General features: G+C 70.5%; 12 protein-coding genes. 9 read left to right on the forward strand and 3 right to left on the reverse strand.

Annotation, left to right across the window (positions count from 1 at the left end):
- Positions 1-5 precede the first annotated feature (5 nt).
- Positions 6-398 (reverse strand): hypothetical protein, encoded by a 393-nt coding sequence (locus AB0D59_RS06070; protein WP_362561328.1) that lies wholly within the window; start codon positions 396-398, stop codon positions 6-8.
- A gap of 113 nt (positions 399-511) precedes the next feature.
- Between AB0D59_RS06070 and AB0D59_RS06075 the strand changes: the two genes are divergently transcribed.
- The 8 genes from AB0D59_RS06075 to AB0D59_RS06110 all read left to right on the forward strand — a co-directional run bounded on the left by AB0D59_RS06075 (position 512) and on the right by AB0D59_RS06110 (position 6,362).
- Entirely contained in the window at positions 512-1,351 is an 840-nt protein-coding gene (locus AB0D59_RS06075; protein ID WP_362561331.1) for a helix-turn-helix transcriptional regulator, read from the forward strand.
- Complete coding sequence (locus tag AB0D59_RS06080) at positions 1,335-1,538, forward strand: DUF397 domain-containing protein (RefSeq protein WP_362561334.1); 204 nt, start codon at positions 1,335-1,337, stop codon at positions 1,536-1,538. The genes AB0D59_RS06075 and AB0D59_RS06080 overlap by 17 nt, the downstream gene beginning before the upstream one ends.
- Positions 1,539-1,892: 354 nt before the next feature.
- Positions 1,893-2,354 (forward strand): cupin domain-containing protein, encoded by a 462-nt coding sequence (locus tag AB0D59_RS06085; protein WP_362561725.1) that lies wholly within the window; start codon positions 1,893-1,895, stop codon positions 2,352-2,354.
- Positions 2,355-2,431: 77 nt separating this feature from the next.
- A complete protein-coding gene (locus AB0D59_RS06090; protein WP_362561337.1) occupies positions 2,432-3,358 on the forward strand; it encodes an alpha/beta hydrolase in 927 nt (308 codons plus the stop codon).
- 90 nt (positions 3,359-3,448) lie between these two features.
- Positions 3,449-4,375, forward strand: coding sequence for a helix-turn-helix transcriptional regulator (locus tag AB0D59_RS06095; protein ID WP_362561340.1), 927 nt, complete (start codon positions 3,449-3,451; stop codon positions 4,373-4,375).
- 131 nt (positions 4,376-4,506) lie between these two features.
- The gene (locus AB0D59_RS06100) at positions 4,507-5,388 is read left to right on the forward strand and encodes a hypothetical protein (protein ID WP_362561343.1); all 882 of its coding nucleotides are present in this window, start codon (positions 4,507-4,509) and stop codon (positions 5,386-5,388) included.
- The gene (locus AB0D59_RS06105; RefSeq protein WP_362561345.1) at positions 5,385-5,672 is read left to right on the forward strand and encodes a type II toxin-antitoxin system Phd/YefM family antitoxin; all 288 of its coding nucleotides are present in this window, start codon (positions 5,385-5,387) and stop codon (positions 5,670-5,672) included. Before AB0D59_RS06100 ends, AB0D59_RS06105 begins: the two co-directional genes overlap by 4 nt.
- 111 nt (positions 5,673-5,783) lie before the next feature.
- Positions 5,784-6,362, forward strand: a complete 579-nt coding sequence (locus AB0D59_RS06110; protein WP_362561348.1) for a hypothetical protein — start codon at positions 5,784-5,786, stop codon at positions 6,360-6,362.
- Positions 6,363-6,391: 29 nt separating this feature from the next.
- Here the strand turns inward: AB0D59_RS06110 and AB0D59_RS06115 are convergent, their stop codons facing one another.
- Together AB0D59_RS06115 and AB0D59_RS06120 are read right to left on the reverse strand one after the other, a co-directional pair.
- Positions 6,392-7,945 (reverse strand): carboxylesterase family protein, encoded by a 1,554-nt coding sequence (locus AB0D59_RS06115; protein WP_362561351.1) that lies wholly within the window; start codon positions 7,943-7,945, stop codon positions 6,392-6,394.
- Positions 7,946-8,054: 109 nt separating this feature from the next.
- A complete protein-coding gene (locus AB0D59_RS06120; protein ID WP_362561354.1) occupies positions 8,055-8,924 on the reverse strand; it encodes a metallophosphoesterase in 870 nt (289 codons plus the stop codon).
- A gap of 384 nt (positions 8,925-9,308) precedes the next feature.
- Here AB0D59_RS06120 and AB0D59_RS06125 point away from each other — a divergent pair, with 384 nt between their 5' ends.
- Entirely contained in the window at positions 9,309-15,350 is a 6,042-nt protein-coding gene (locus tag AB0D59_RS06125) for a DNRLRE domain-containing protein (protein ID WP_362561357.1), read from the forward strand.
- Positions 15,351-15,361: the final 11 nt, after the last annotated feature.

The following is a 15,361-nucleotide window of genomic DNA, read 5'->3' on the forward strand; positions in this document are numbered from 1 at the left end:
CGCCCTCAACAGGGCAGCCGCGGAGCCCTGTTGACCCGCCGCACCTCCGCCCGCAGCACCTCGTCCGGCGGCGTGAGTTCCAGCGACTCCGCCGGACAGTCCCACTCCCGCCCGCCGGCCACGGGCCGCAGCTGCACCTTGCCGCCGACGTGCCCCATGACCTCGCCGATCCGCCCGTCCCGTACGTCCGTCACACACGTCCCGACGGGTGGCCGTTCGCCGCGCACCACCGAGGCCAGCCGCTCCGCCACCCGGACGTTGCAACGCCCCAGCTCGACCAGGGCGAAGGGCTCGTCACTCGCGCCGGTCACCGGATCGACGCACAACGACGGCAGCACGACCCCCACGCCCTTCAGGGCCATCCGCAACGACTCCACGACTTCTTCGGTCGGCCGCACCTTTCCCACCTCCACGCTGAGTTCACCATTCGCAACACAGCGTGTCGGCCATCGCTCTAACCTGGCTAGATACGACATCCCAACAACCTCGTCCGTGGAACAGGGAGTTGCCCATGGCGGCACCGAAGGACCTGGACCCGTCGTCGTCACCGCGAGCGCTCCTGGGGGCCGAGTTACGGCACGCACGCGAGAAGGCCGGCCTCAGCCAGACGGAACTGGGGCAACGGCTGTTCGTGAGCGGGTCGTTCATCGGGCAGCTGGAGGCGGGGACGCGGCGGATGATGCCGGAGTACGCCCGAATGCTGGACGACGTCTTGGAGACGGCGGGCTTCTTCATGCGGAACTGCATGGCGGTGGCCAAGTCGAAGTATGAGCCGTCCTTCGAGGAGGTGGTCGAGGCTGAGGCTCAGGCCACTGTGATCAGGCAATACACGTCGCTCCTGATCCCGGGGCTGTTGCAAACGCCCGAGTACGCACGGGCCGTGGACCGCCCGTGGGCTCCGATGGCGTCGGAGGAGTCCATCCAGGAGTGGGTGGAGGGCCGTATGGAGCGGGCACGACTGCTCGAGCACCCAACAAAGCCGGTGTTGTGGACGGTGCTTGACGAGGCGGCGCTGCACCGGAAGATCGGCGGCCCTGTAGTGATGGCGGAAGCACTGCGTCACGTCGCCGGTCTGGCCCGCCGGAACCGGATCATCATGCAGGTGCTGCCGTTCAGCGCGGGTGCGCACCCGGCGATGCAGGGTTCCCTCAAGCTCATGGAGTTCGCGGACGCCCCACCGCTGGTCTACTGCGAGGGGGTGCGCACCGGGCGCATGGAGGACGATCCAGCCGCCGTCGCCCAACTGAGGTTCGCGTACGACCTCCTCGTAGCCTCCGCGCTCTCGCAAGAGAAGTCCTTGGCCCTGATTGAGGCGTTGGCGCAGGATTACGCCCATGAGGAATATCCCTGATCACGACCTGCACACGGCCGTATGGATCAAGTCGAGCTATAGCGCGGGCGGCAATGACTGCCTCGAAATCACCCACGCCCACCCCACCCTCATCCCCGTCCGAGACTCCAAAACCGCCCCCCACGGCCCGAGGCTCGCGTTCCGGCCGGAGGCCTGGTCGGCCTTTGTGGACGGCGTCAAGAAGTGACCCCGTGGTCGTGGCCCGGAGGGCGCCGGGCCAGGGTCCGGCGCGTGCGGTGACCTCGTCCATGGGCACGGCGGAGACGCCGACGCGCACGTCTTCCAGCGCGGCCGGCCACAACTGGCAGTACCGGTAAGGCTCATCGCGCGACAACGCCGCGATCCGGGCGATCAGCGTTGCCCGGAACCGCGGCCAGGTGAACGCGCCCGCCTCGTACAGGATGACCGCCCGGCGGCCCCGCCCGGTGGTACTGCTGGTCCCACCCCCGTATCTGGCGGCGGCCGGTACCGGAAGAGGATCATCGGCGCGGGATGGTCACCCCGCACCGGTCACCCACACCGAACGGACCTCGCCGTGAGCATGATGTACCTCGCCCAGCCCGACCAGCAGCAGAAACTCGAATGGCTCGACGGCGGACAGTTCGCCGTCCTCCTGGACAGCGCGGCCACCGACGGACAGCTGACCGTGGGACGGTTCAGCGTCGCCAAGGGGGAGGCGCCGCCGTACCACATGCACACCCGCGAGGACGAGATCTTCATGCTGATCAAGGGCACCGCGCTGGTGTGGTCGGACGACCAGGAGCTGGAGCTGTCGGAGGGCGGGATCGTCTACCTGCCCAAGAACGTCCCGCACGGCTACCGGATCACCTCCGACACCGCCGACCTGCTGATGATCTGCACTCCGGGCGGCATCGAGGGCATGTTCCGGCACGCGGGGCGCGACCTGTCGACCGCCCGGCCGGAGGGGTTCGAGATCTCCAAGGACCTGATGGCCGAGGCCGCCGACCTGTACGGCCAGATCATCGTCGGCCCGCCGCGCTGAGCGTCGGCACCGTCGGCACCGCCACCTCCGCCCACCGTCGGCACCTCCACGTCTGCCCCGCTACGAAAGGCACAGCCATGTCCGGGCAACAACGCCGCGACCTCGACGAGATGCTCCGGCACGCCCCGCTCGACGTCGGCGGCGACGTAACGGAAGCGCGCGCTGTCTTCCGCACGATGATGACCTCGATACCGCTGCCCCCCGATGTCACGACCACCCCCGGCCGGCTCGGCGGCGTCCCCGTCGTCACGGTCGAGACGCCCGGCGGCGATCCGTCCGACGTGGTGCTGTACTTCCACGGCGGCGCCTACGCCATCGGCTCCGCCACCGACGCGGCGGGCCTGGCCGCCGACGTGTCCCGGCGGGTCGGCGCCCGTGCCGTCTGCGTCGACTACCGGCTGGCGCCCGAGAACCCGTTCCCCGCGGCCGTCGAGGACGCCGTGGCCGCGTACCGCGCACTGCTCGACCAGGGCGTCCCCGCGGCCCGGACCGCCTTCGTCGGCGAGTCCGCCGGCGGCGGCCTGGCCGTCGCCACGCTGGTCGCCCTCAAGGACGCGGGACTGCCCCAGCCGTCGTCGGCCGCGGTGTTCTCGCCCTGGGCCGACCTCACGGTGTCCGGCGCCAGCGCGACCGGCAAGGCCGCCCTGGACCCGGCGCTCACCCCGCAGGCCCTGCGCACCCGGGCCCGCGACTACCTCGGTACGACGCCCGGCGCCGAACCGCTGGCGAGCCCGGTCTTCGCCGACCTGACGGGACTGCCGCCGCTGCTCGTCCAGGTGGGCTCGCACGAGATCCTGCTGGACGACGCCGTGCGGCTGGCCGCCCGCGCCGCCGCCGACGACGTCCGCGTCGAACTCCAGGTCTGGCCCCAAGTCCCGCACGTCTTCCAGTCGTTCGCGGTCATGCTCGACGAGGCCGACGAGGCGCTGGAGTCCGCCGCCGCCTTCACCCGGGCCCACTGGACGGCCGCCCGGAGCTCCACCGAGGCCGCGCTCAGCACCTGACCGCTGCCACAAGCAGGCCTTTACCCAGATGTGGCACAAGAGTTCCATCGCGCGCAGCTCATCCAAACAATTGCGAACGATGATGCCCGCATGGCAACGACGAACAACTTCGGCATCGCCCTGCGCGGCTGGCGGGAGCGCCGTTCACCCCTGACGGGCGAGCTGGAATCCGCCGCGGACCGGCGCATCCCGGGTCTGCGCCGCGAGGAGCTGGCCCGGCTGTCCGGGCTGTCCGTCGACTACGTGGTGCGGCTCGAACAGGGCCGCGCCCGCAACCCCTCGGCCCAGGTCGTCGGCGCCCTGTCCCGGGCCCTGCGCCTGGACGCCGAGGAGCGCGACCACCTGTTCCGCTGCGCCAGGCTCACCCCGCCCGCCACCGGCGACGTGCCGCGGCAGGTGCCGCCGAGGGTCCACCGGCTGGTCCGGCAACTGGGCGACGCACCGGTCGCGGTCTACGCCGCCGACTGGACGCTGCTCAGCTGGAACCGGATGTGGACCGCCGTCATAGGCGACCCCCGCACCTACGGCTGGGACCAGGGCAATCTCGTCGCCGGGATGTTCCGCTCCCCCGGCGGCCACCGGGTCGACGCCATCGCCGCCTGGCCGGTACGGTCCTGGGCCGGCGACGAGGCCGAGGAGGAGTCCCTGGTGGCCGACCTGCGGGTCACGGCGGTGGCCCACCCCGACGACGCCCGTCTCTCCTTACTGGTCGACCGGCTCCTGCACACCAGCCCCCGCTTCGCCCGGCTGTGGTCCAACGGCACCGCGGGCCTCCACACCGGCGACCGCAAGACCGTCGAACACCCCCTGGTCGGCGACCTCACCCTCGACCTCGACGTCCTCACGGTCCCCGGCTCCGACCTCCGCATCGTCGTCTACGCCCCCGCCACCGAAACGGACACCCCCGAAAAACTGGACACCCTGCGCACGGCCCCGAGGCTCAAGCCACCAGCCCCGAGCCCTCTTTTCAAGGAACGGGTGGAGGGCCCCAACCCACCCTCCCACCCCGAGAGTTGACGGCACGCGTTCGGTTTGCCACACACAGTCACGATCGTCTAGCGTGCCCGCATAGCGAACAGAACAGCCCCCGACAGGCGCTACCAACACCTGCGGGGGCTTGACCACCGAGATCGGACACAACGATCCCCATGGCTGACAGCCAGCTTAGTGCCGCCCCCCTGCCCACGCACGCCGCCTCGCACCCCATGGCCGGTCCCGGCTACGGAAAGCGGTCCGCACCCGATCAACAGCGGCGCACCAACAACGACTTCGCCCACCTCCCGCCCCGCGAAGCCGCCATCGCCGCGTACGTCGACCGGCTCCCCGACGGCGCCGACATCTCCGTCAAGACGCTGGCCAAGCACCTCCCGTACGGCCAGTGCGCCCTCCGCACGGCCCTCAACGCCCTCCAGCGGACGGGCCACTTGAGGCGCGGCCGGGAACATCTCGCCGGGGCGGGCAGTCAACACTGGATCACCCGATCGTGGTGGTCCCGTACCGCACGCGACGATGACTGGTGGGCGTCGTTCACACGCGGCGCCGTACCGGAGCCGGAGCAGCCCCCGGACCGGGCCCGCCCCACCCGTACCCGCGCCCACATCCTCCTCGCCGCCCTCGGCCGCACGGCGCCCGTGCTGTCCCTCTCCCAGGCCGACTGCGCGGCCCTGGCTCCGCTGCTGACGGAGTGGTTCGCGCGGGGTGCCACCGACGAGTACGTACTCCGGGCCCTGGCCAGCGGCCTGCCCTCCCCCGTCCACCACCCGGCCGCCCTGCTCCGCAAGCGCCTCGTCGACAAGCTCCCGCCCGAACCGGCCCCGTCCCCCACCCGCCCGCCGCTGCGGATCCTGGAGTGCGCGAGGTGCCGCACGCCGGGCCGCCCGGAGGCGCTGCCGGGCGGCATCTGCGGCGCATGCCGTGGCGAAGGCGCCCCCCGCAGCCACAACGCGCCCCTGTCACCTCCCGAGGTCCGCTCCCGCGTCGCCGAGATCCGTGGCGCGATGAACCAACGACGAGAGGGGACACCCGCATGAAGGCTTCCATGGAGACGTATCCGCTTGTGGAAGCCCGGAACCAGCTCGGCCGGCTTGTGGGCCGGGTCCGGCACGGGCAGGAGCACATCCTGATCACCGAATACGGCAAGCCTGCCGCCGCACTCATCCCGATAAGTGATCTCGAAGAACTTCAGCGGCTTCGGGACGAAGCGGACGTCGCCGAGGCACGCGCACGCGAGGCGGCTTCGTCCGGGCCCTCCATGGCGCATGACGAGTTCATGGCGCAGCTGGAGGAAGAGGACCGCCGAGCGGTCGCTTCGTGATCCACGCGGTGGTGTGGGAACACCCCGCCATGAACGAATTCCGACGTCGGTCGCACCACCTGACGTCACGCTCCGACGGTGTTGTCAGCGCCGTGTGCCACGCTGGAACGTATGAACCACTCCCAGCTCACCTCCCTGGGTCGTGCCCTTCGTCTGCTCGGGGAGCACGGGGAGGCCCTGACCGCCAGCACGCCCGACGCCAAGCTGCACGAGGTCAAGGACGACCTCCGGCGCGCTCTCGACCTGCTGGAGGAGAGCGTCAGCGCGGCCGCGCCCACCACCCGGTGTGCCGAGCATCCGCAGGGGCCCGTGGACGAGAGCGCCCCGGATCTGTGTCTGCTGTGCGAGACGCGGCGGCGGGCCGCCCGGCGGTCGGAGTTCGCGGGCGGGCCCCGGCCGGTGCAGGGTGAGGCGGCCGCGGGGCCCTCGATGTCCCGCTACGGAGTGCGGGCCGACCGGCCGCAGGCCCAGCAGCGATGGCTGCCGGAGGCGTGGAACGGCCGGGAGTGGGAGCTGTGCGGCACCCCCCGCCGCGACCGGCGCGAGGCCGAGCTGTACATCAATGCCCAGCGCCGCGGGTCCCGGCCGGCCATGGCCTACCGGCTCGTCCACGAGTTCACCGACTACGAGGTGCTCCGGGTCTGGGGCACCCCGGTCCACGTGGACATCGAGCCCCTCGGCAACCTCTGAACCACCCTCCGCCCCCGGCCCCGCCCAGGTCAGCCGAGCAGCGGCGAGGACGTGAATTCGTGACCCTCCCAGAGCTTCCGGCTCTGCTCCTCCGGGTACGGCGTCACCGTCGGTGTCGTGTCCAGTACCTGGGTGAGGCGGTCCTGGACGTCGAACTCCGGCCAGCCCGGGTCTCCCGTCCTCGCGAACGCCGACCATGCCGCGCGAAAGCGGGTGGAGAGGGCTTCGGCCTCGGGGGTGACGCCCGTCCCCGCGAAGAGGAGGTTGGCGAGGTCCGCCTCGAACGTGCCGAACAGCAGCGGGATGTCCAGGCCGTGGCAGGCGCCCAGCAGTCCGCCGTTGCCCGGGGCTCCCCAGGTCAGTTCGTACAGGTGGGCCCGGCCGCCGCCCGCGGTCTGCGCCTCCGCCAGGCGCAGTGACGGTATGCCGAAGAGCCAGTCGGTCTGCACCCGTTCGTACAGCTCGTCCGGCGACGCCTCGGGGAAGGCCTCGCGGTAGGCCTGCACCCCCGCCTCGCCGCCCGGTGCGAACAGCCGCAGGGCGCCGGTCGCCTGCTCCTCCGTGATCTTGCCGTACATCCCGCCCATCACCAGGAAGAGGCGGTACTCGTCGCGGTTGTGACCCACCAGGAGGTCCACGTCCCGGGCGGAGCCGGAGGCCAGCGCCTGCCAGGGGGTGGTGGGCAGCACCTCGCCGTCGACCACCGGGGAGAACGGTGTCATCGTCGGCGCTATCTGCCCCCAACGGCCCATGTACTGGGGCATCTTGACGCCCAGCGACTGTCCCGCGTCCGTCAGCCGGCGCGGGTCGGTCGTCGCCAGGTCGGCCAGTGTGGGACGCAGGCCGATCTCCGCCGCGAGGGCCTGTGCGATGTCCGCGGCCAGGTCGGTGGAGAAGAACGTGCCCGGAACGCTCTGGGCGATCGCCCGCCGGAACAGACCCCGCGCGCTGGGCATCGCCAGCAGCGCGGCCACCGATCCGCCGCCCGCCGACTCCCCGAAGACCGTGACCTGGTCGGGGTCGCCGCCGAAGGCCGTGATGTTCTCCCGCACCCACTCCAGCGCCGCCACCTGGTCCAGCAGGCCCCGGTTGGCGGGCGCCCCCTCGATCTGGGCGAAACCCTCCATGCCGACGCGGTAGTTGAGGGAGACCACGACCACGTCGCCGTCGCGTGCGAGGTGCTGGGCGTCGTAACCGGGGCTGCCGGAGTGGCCCAGCTTGTAGGCGCCGCCGTAGATCCACACCATCACCGGGCGGTGGGCCGCCGGGTCCGGGTCGGGTGTCCAGACGTTCACCGTCAGCCAGTCGTCGCCCTCGGGTGCCTCCAGGACGCCCGTGCGCCCTTGGATGCCCAGGTCCTGCGGGGGCGGCGGGCCGAAGGCGTACGCCTCGCGCGTCCCGTCCCACGCGCGTGCCGGGCGGGGTGCCGCGAACCTCGCCTCCCCCACCGGGGGCTCGGCGAACGGTATGCCCCTGAAGACCGCCAGCCCGTCCTCCCGCAACCCGCGCACGGCACCCGCCGCGATGCGTACGACCGGCCCCTCGGCGGCGTGGGTCGGCTCCTGAGACTGACTTGTCGTCATGCTCGCTCGCTTTCGGTGGGGGCGCTGCCGTCATCACGGCCGGTCACTCATGGAACGTCCGGCACTTCGCACGAGTGCCGAACACCCCTCACCCATACGGGTGAACCCGTCAGCCATGCTGGGCGACGAACGCCCTGGCCTGCGCCTCGTCGATCTCGTACACCGTCTCATGGGCCCGCGGATCGCGCGCATGGAAGGTGTGGCACAGCGGACCGGCCGGCCCGCCCAGCTCCACCAGCGACGCCGACGCCCCGCGCACCGCCCGCTCACCCGGCGCCACGGTCAGGTCGATCCGGTTGACGACCCCCGGCGTCACCCACACCGGCACCGCCTCCAGCAGACCGAAGAGCTGGAGGTGGTAGTGCCCGTTGAGGATCATCCGCACGTCACCGCCCCGGATCGCCGCCGCCAGCTCGCCGGGGTCGCGCAGCCCGAACGCCGACTGGGTCACCGAGAGGTCCAGGGCGAAGGGCGGGTGGTGGAAGGCGAGGACCGTGCCGTGCTCGGCCGGGGTGCGCAGTACCTCGCGCAGCCACTCCAGCTGGGGCGTTCCCAGCCGGCCGTAGACCTTGCCCGGCACCAGCGAGTCCAGGGTGACGAAGCGCCAGCCGCCGACCGTGCTGACGGCGGCCCGCTCCTCCCCGCCGAACACCTGCTCGGCGCGGTCGGTGCCGTCGGCGTCCAGGTGCCCGCTGCCCAGCACCTTGGCGAAGGCCTCGCGCTCGTCGTGGTTGCCGGTGGTGCAGAGGACGGGGATGTTCCGGGCCTGGGCGTACGCGCCGATCAGGGTGCGCAGGGCGGTGTACGCCTCGACCGCGCCCTCGTCGGCCAGGTCGCCGGTAACGACGACCGCGTCGAAGCCGGAGAGGTGGCGGAGTTCGTCGAGCATCAGCCGCAGCGACGCGGTGGCGTTGACGCCGCGCCTGTTGGGGGTGTCGGTGCGGTCCAGGTGGGTGTCCGAGAGATGGAGTATCCGCATGCTCCGGACGGTACCGGCAACTTCGACGCTCATCACAAGCCAATAACGAAGTTCACGACAGCAATTTCACAGGCTGAGTGCGGCACTTGAGGCGCCCCTTCCACTTCATCCGGATTTCACCGACAGTCAACCCATCGACCCCCCATAGGATTCACATCCTTCGGGGCGACGATTTCCAGCCAGGTCAAGAGCCGGGAAAACCACCCTGCCCACCTTTGAACATCTCATGACCATTCTTGAGAACTCCCTTCACAGGTTGCTGACATTCCATCGCCTCCGCCCGTGACGTATGGGGCGTCACGGCGATCTCAGGGAGTGTTGATGAGACACAAGAGGAGACGACTCCTCTCGGTCTCAGGGGGGCGCGCGAGATCCTCGCGCGCTTTGCTGAGGCGTACGGCGCTGGCAGTCGCCGCGGTGCTCGCGACAGAGGCCGCACTGGTCTCACTGGAGACGGGGACGGCCTTCGCGGACGCGACCTCCGCCGCCTCGACGGAGACGACCACCACCTCTTCCGACACCAAGTCGGCCGCTTCGTCAGCGGATTCGGTCTCGGCGGCGCTGTCGATGGCGCGGCTGCAGAACCGCAAGATCGAGGTGACGTCCGAGCGGTCGGCCGACTCGACCACCTATGCGCTGCCCAGCGGTGAGCTGCAGACGTCGACCTATGCCGGGCCGATCCGGCAGAAGGTCGGCAGCACCTGGCGGGACATCGACACCTCGCTGTCCGACACCGGTTCCGCCCTCACACCGGACGTGGCAGCGGCCGACATCGCCGTCTCCGACGGCGGCGACACCGATCTCGCGTCGGTGACCAAGGGCGGCAAGTCGTTCGGGCTCGGCTGGGAGTCCAAGCTCCCGACCCCGACCGTCGAGGACGACACCGCCTCCTACGACCTCGGCGGCGACCAGACTCTCAAGGTCACCGCTCTCGCCCAGGGTTTCAGCGAGGACATCGAGCTGGACTCCGCGCCCGACAGTGCGACGGAGTACCGCATCCCGCTGCACCTCGACGGCCTGAAAGTATCGGTGGCCGACTCCGGGCACCTGCTCCTCAAGGACAGCGACGGCAAGCTGGTCGCCGAGGCGCCCGCGCCGATGATGTGGGACTCCAGCAAGGACGACGCCTCCGGAGAGTCCGAGCACGAGGCGAAGGTCGACACGAAGGTCGAGACCGCCGCCGACGGCTCGCAGACGCTCGTGCTCACGCCCGACGCCGGCTACTTCGACCAGGACCTGACCTACCCGGTCACCGTCGATCCCACCTCCACCCTCGCCGTCACCACCGACACCTGGGTGGCCACCAACTACACCGACTCGCAGGTCTCCTCGACCGAGCTCAAGTCGGGCACGTACGACTCCGGTTCGACGGTGGCACGGTCGTACCTGAAGTTCGACACGTCGGCCTTCAAGGGCAAGCACATCACCGACACCAACCTGGCCCTGTACTCGTACTACTCCTCGACCTGTTCGACGTCCGGGTCGGGAACCGTCGTGCGGCGGGTCACCGAGTCGTGGTCGTCGTCGGACATCACCTGGAGCACCAAGCCTGCCGGCACCACCACGGGGCAGGTGATCAACACGGCGGCCAAGGGGTACTCGTCCTCCTGCCCCGCGGGCACGATGGACTTCGACATCGACGACATCGTGCAGGCATGGGCGGACGGCACCGCCAACTACGGCCTGATGATCCGCGGCGTGACCGAGACCGACAGCCTCACCTGGCGTCGCTTCTACTCCGCCAACTACGCCTCCGGTGACAACTCGCTGGAGCCGCACCTGACGGTGACGTACAACTCCTACCCCTCCGTGCCGAGTTCGCTCGCCGTCGCACCGTCCCAGGTGAACGCGTACAACGGCAAGCGATACGTCACCTCCCTGACCCCGACGCTGTCGGCCAAGGTGACCGACCCAGACGGGTCCGGCACCAAAGGTCAGTTCGAGATCACGGCGGATCCTGCGTACGCGGACACCACGTACTCGTACACCGGCACCTCCTCCTCGGTTTCCTCGGGCTCGACCGCGAAGCTGACGATCCCGTCCGCCTCCGCCTTCCCGGCCGGTGTGCACCTGCGCTACCGCGTCCGGGCCTACGACGGCACCGACTACGGCTCCTGGTCCGGCTACACCACATTCGTGATGAACACCGGGCTGCCCGCGGCACCGACGATCACCTGCGCCACGTACGAGGAGAGCGGCTGGACGGCCAAGGCCGGCTCCGCCGACACCTGCACGATCGACACCTCCTCGTCGGACGGCGCCGGCTTCTCCTGGGGCCTGGACGACTCCAAGCTCCCGAACAAGAAGCTGGACACGACCGACGGGACCGGCGGTGACGCCCAGACCGTCAGCATCGATCCGGCGACCGGCTGGCACACGCTGTACGCCCGTACGGTCGACTCCGGCGGCAACCTTTCCACGGCCACGACCGCCTACTCCTTCGGCGTCGGCGCGGACGGGGCGGCGGTCCTGTCCCCGCAGGACGGTGACACCACCGCCCGCCGCCTGACCCTGTCCGCCAAGGGCCTGACCAGCTACACCGGGGTCACCTGGGAGTACCGGCGCGGCGAGACCGACTCCTGGCACACCGTGCCCGTGGGTGACGTCACCGCCTCCGGAAACGCCGTCTCCGCCTGGCCGGTTCCCGTCACCGACGGCACCGCCACCAAGCTGGTCTGGAACACCGTCAACTCGCTGTCCGAGGACGGCGTGATCCAGCTGCGCGCCGCCTTCACCGACGGCACCACCACCGGCCACTCACAGACCGTCGAGGTCACCCTGGACCGTGACGCGGGTACCGCCCCGACCGAGGAGGTCGGCCCCGGCACGGTGAACGAGCTCACCGGTGACTACACGCTTTCGGCCACCGACGCGTCCGGTTTCGACGCGAGTGCGGAGCGGACGTACTCCTCGCGTGCCAACGACACCGACGCGGAAGGCCAGGCCGAGATCTTCGGCCCCGGCTGGACCTCGTCCGTCACCGGCGAGGCGAGCGACTACACCCAGATCCGCAAGACGTCTGCCACCTCGGTCGAACTGCTGAGCGCGGACGGCACCTCGACCGCCTTCACCGCCACCTCCGGCGGCGGCTGGCAGCCCGAGACCGGCGCCGAGAACCTGACCCTCACCGGCAGCCTGTCCGGCTCGGCGTTCAGCCTCACCGACACCCAGGCCAACACCACGGTGTTCACCAAGGCGGGGGACGGGACGACGACCTGGACGCTGTCCTCGTCCGCGACCGCCGTCGACGACTCCACGGTCACCACGGTCTCGGAGACGGTCACGTCGGGCGGCGCGACCCTGGCCCGTCCGAAGTACGTGATCTCCCCGTCCGGCGCGGTCAAGGCCACGGCCTGCCAGGCCGACCCGTCCACGAAGGGCTGCCGGGTCCTGGAGTTCGTCTACGCCGGCACCACCACCGCGACCGACTCCGCACTCGGCGACTACGCCGGCCAGGTCAAGGCGATCAAGCTGTGGGCCACCACCCCCGGTGACTCCGCCGCCACCGCCGAAACCCTCGCCACCTACGCCTACGGCGCCTCCGGCAGGCTCCGCCAGGTCTGGGACCCGCGCATCAGCCCCGCGCTGAAGACCGAGTACACCTACGACTCCAACGGCCGCGTCGCCACCCTCACCGAACCAGGTGAACTGCCGTGGACCTTCACCTACGGCAAGGCCGGCTCGGCCCTGACCGCCGGTGACGGCATGCTGCTCAGCGCCTCCCGTGCGGGCCTGGCCGAGGGCAGCGCGAGCACCACGTCGGGTACGGCGACCACCACGGTCGTCTACGACGTACCGCTGTCGGGCAGCTCCGCGCCGAACCAGATGGACGCCGACACGGTGGCGACCTGGGCGCAGGACGAGGCGCCGACCGACGCCACCGCCGTCTTCCCGGCGGACAGCGTCCCCGCCTCCAGCACCGGAAGCGGCCTGACGTCGTCCTCGTACGACCGTGCCACCATCACCTACATCAACGCCAACGGCGAGGCGACCGACACCGCCAAGCCCGGCGGCTCGATCGCCACGACCGAGTACGACGCATACGGCAACACCACCTCAGAACTGACCGCGGCCAACCGCGAACTGGCGCTGGGCACGGCCTCCGGCGCGGACGACAGGCTGGCCGCAATCGGCCTGACCGGCCTGTCCACGACCGACCGCGCCCGGCAACTGGCCACGGTCTCGGAATACTCGGCCGACGGACAGCGGATCACCGACAAGTACGGCCCCCTGCATCAGGTCACCCTCACAAAGGAACTCACCGGCTCCACCACAGACGCCACGCTGGCCGCCGGCACGGTGATCCCGGCCCGCGCCCACACCGCGTACACCTACGACGAGAACCGTCCCTCCGACGCCGCCGTCTCCGGCCTGCTCACCACCACGGTGACCGGCGCCGCGATTCCCGGCCGCGCCACCGACGCCGACACCGACACGGTCACCACCGCCTACGACTGGTCCACCGGCCAGGAGAAGGAGACCGAGGGCGGCGACACCACGAATCTGGTCACGACGTACGACGACAACGGCCGGATCGCCACCACCCGCACCGGCGGATCCTCCGGCTCGGACGCGGACACGCTGGAGTACGCGTACTACAGCGCGGACGCTCTCGGCACCTGCTCCTCGGTGGAGTGGGCCGGACTGCTCTGCAAGACCGTGCCCGCGGCAGCGATCACCGGCGGCGGGAACAACCCGACGGAGGCCGTCACCACCACGTACACCTACGACCGCTGGGGCCAGATCGCGACCAGGGCGGAAACCGCGAACGGCGTGACCCGCACCACCACCAACACCGTGGACGCGGCGGGCCGGCCGACCAGGAGCGCCCTGACCGGTGGCACCGGCACGGACACCCCGGCGACGACGTTCACCTACGACGACGACAACGGCCGGATCTCGACCCAGTCCTCCAACGGCCAGACCATCGCGTACGGCTACGACGACCTGGGCCGCCAGATCTCGTACGACGACGGCGCGGGCAACACCACCACCACGGCATACGACATCCTCGACCGACCGGTGAAGTCCACCGACTCGGCTCCGTCGACGGTCACCTACGCCTACGGCACGGCGGGCAACGTCAAGACCCTGACCGACTCGGTCGCGGGCACCTTCACCGGCACCTACGACGCCGACGGCACCCTGGCCTCCGAGACCCTGCCCGGCGACTACACCCTGACCGTCACCACCGACCCGGCCGGCCAGGAGACCGGCCGCGAGTACACCGCCTCGGACGGCACCACCGTCGCCTCCGACACCGCCGGCTACGCGGTCACCGGCCTGGAGACCGGCCACGCCCAGACCGACGGCACGACCACCCAGACCGACTACACCTACGACACCGCCGGCCGCCTCAGCCAGGCCGCCGACACCGCGGCCACGGGCTGCACCACCCGCGCCTACACCTTCGACGCCAGCAGCAACCGCACGGCGCTGACCACCGCGTCCGACGACTGCGACAGCAGCACCGACGACGCCACCACGGCCACCACGTCGTACACCTACGACTCGGCCGACCGCCTGGTGAACAGCGGCTACGCCTACGACGCCTTCGGCCGCACCACCACCAGCGGCGACACGACCCTGTCGTACTACACCAACGACCTGGTCGCCTCGGAGACCGTCGGCTCCACCCGCAACACCTGGGGCCTGGACGCCGCCGGACGGCTCGCCGTCCAGAAGACCCAGGTCCAGGCGACCGACGGCACCTGGAGCACCAGCAGCACGACGGTCGACCACTACGGCTGCGGCTGCGACAGTCCTGCCTGGGCGCAGACCGGGTCCACCGTCACCCGGAACGTCGCGGACCTGTCAGGGACATTGGCGGCCACAAGCACCGCCAGTGGTGACACAGTCCTGCAACTCGCCGACATCCACGGTGACATCACCGTCCAGCAGCCGCTGGACACCTCTGTCGCCAGCACGGTCCAGCACTACGACGAGTACGGCAACGCCCTCGACGGCACGGCCGTCACCGAGTACGGCTCGCTCGGCGCGTACGTGCGGGCGACGGAGGCTCTGGGCGGTCTCACCCTCATGGGCGGCCGACTGTACGACCCGGCAACGGGCCGCTTCCTCCAGGTGGATCCCGTCCTCGACGGATCCCCCAACCACTACGGCTACCCGTCCGACCCGGTCGGCGGCTACGACCTGGACGGCCAGTCCTGGTGGAGCACCACGGTGCACATCGCCAAGTGCGCGAAGGCCCTGGTGGAGACGATCGGACCGTGGTTCTTCCCATGGGCCCGGCTCGTGAAGCTCAAGAAGGACATCCGCGAACTTGGCGGCATCTATCAGTTCGCCAAGCTGCTCGTGCAGACGACCAGCTGGCGTGTCCTGCGCAAGTACCTGGCTGGTCACGGTCTTCGGCTCCTGTTCACGATCGTGGGTATCTCGGACATCCAGGACAACTGTCACTTCTAACCGACACTGAC

The sequence above is a fragment of the Streptomyces sp. NPDC048417 genome, from assembly GCF_040651615.1.
Classification (GTDB): domain Bacteria; phylum Actinomycetota; class Actinomycetes; order Streptomycetales; family Streptomycetaceae; genus Streptomyces.

Excerpts from the sequence above, each read along its gene's own strand:
- AB0D59_RS06115 (WP_362561351.1), bottom strand. The coding sequence starts at position 7,945 with ATGACGACAAGTCAGTCTCAGGAGCCGACCCACGCCGCCGAGGGGCCG.
- AB0D59_RS06075 (WP_362561331.1), top strand. The coding sequence starts at position 512 with ATGGCGGCACCGAAGGACCTGGACCCGTCGTCGTCACCGCGAGCGCTC.
- AB0D59_RS06120 (WP_362561354.1), bottom strand. The coding sequence starts at position 8,924 with ATGCGGATACTCCATCTCTCGGACACCCACCTGGACCGCACCGACACC.
- AB0D59_RS06080 (WP_362561334.1), top strand. The coding sequence starts at position 1,335 with ATGAGGAATATCCCTGATCACGACCTGCACACGGCCGTATGGATCAAG.
- AB0D59_RS06090 (WP_362561337.1), top strand. The coding sequence starts at position 2,432 with ATGTCCGGGCAACAACGCCGCGACCTCGACGAGATGCTCCGGCACGCC.
- AB0D59_RS06095 (WP_362561340.1), top strand. The coding sequence starts at position 3,449 with ATGGCAACGACGAACAACTTCGGCATCGCCCTGCGCGGCTGGCGGGAG.
- AB0D59_RS06105 (WP_362561345.1), top strand. The coding sequence starts at position 5,385 with ATGAAGGCTTCCATGGAGACGTATCCGCTTGTGGAAGCCCGGAACCAG.
- AB0D59_RS06110 (WP_362561348.1), top strand. The coding sequence starts at position 5,784 with ATGAACCACTCCCAGCTCACCTCCCTGGGTCGTGCCCTTCGTCTGCTC.
- AB0D59_RS06100 (WP_362561343.1), top strand. The coding sequence starts at position 4,507 with ATGGCTGACAGCCAGCTTAGTGCCGCCCCCCTGCCCACGCACGCCGCC.
- AB0D59_RS06085 (WP_362561725.1), top strand. The coding sequence starts at position 1,893 with ATGATGTACCTCGCCCAGCCCGACCAGCAGCAGAAACTCGAATGGCTC.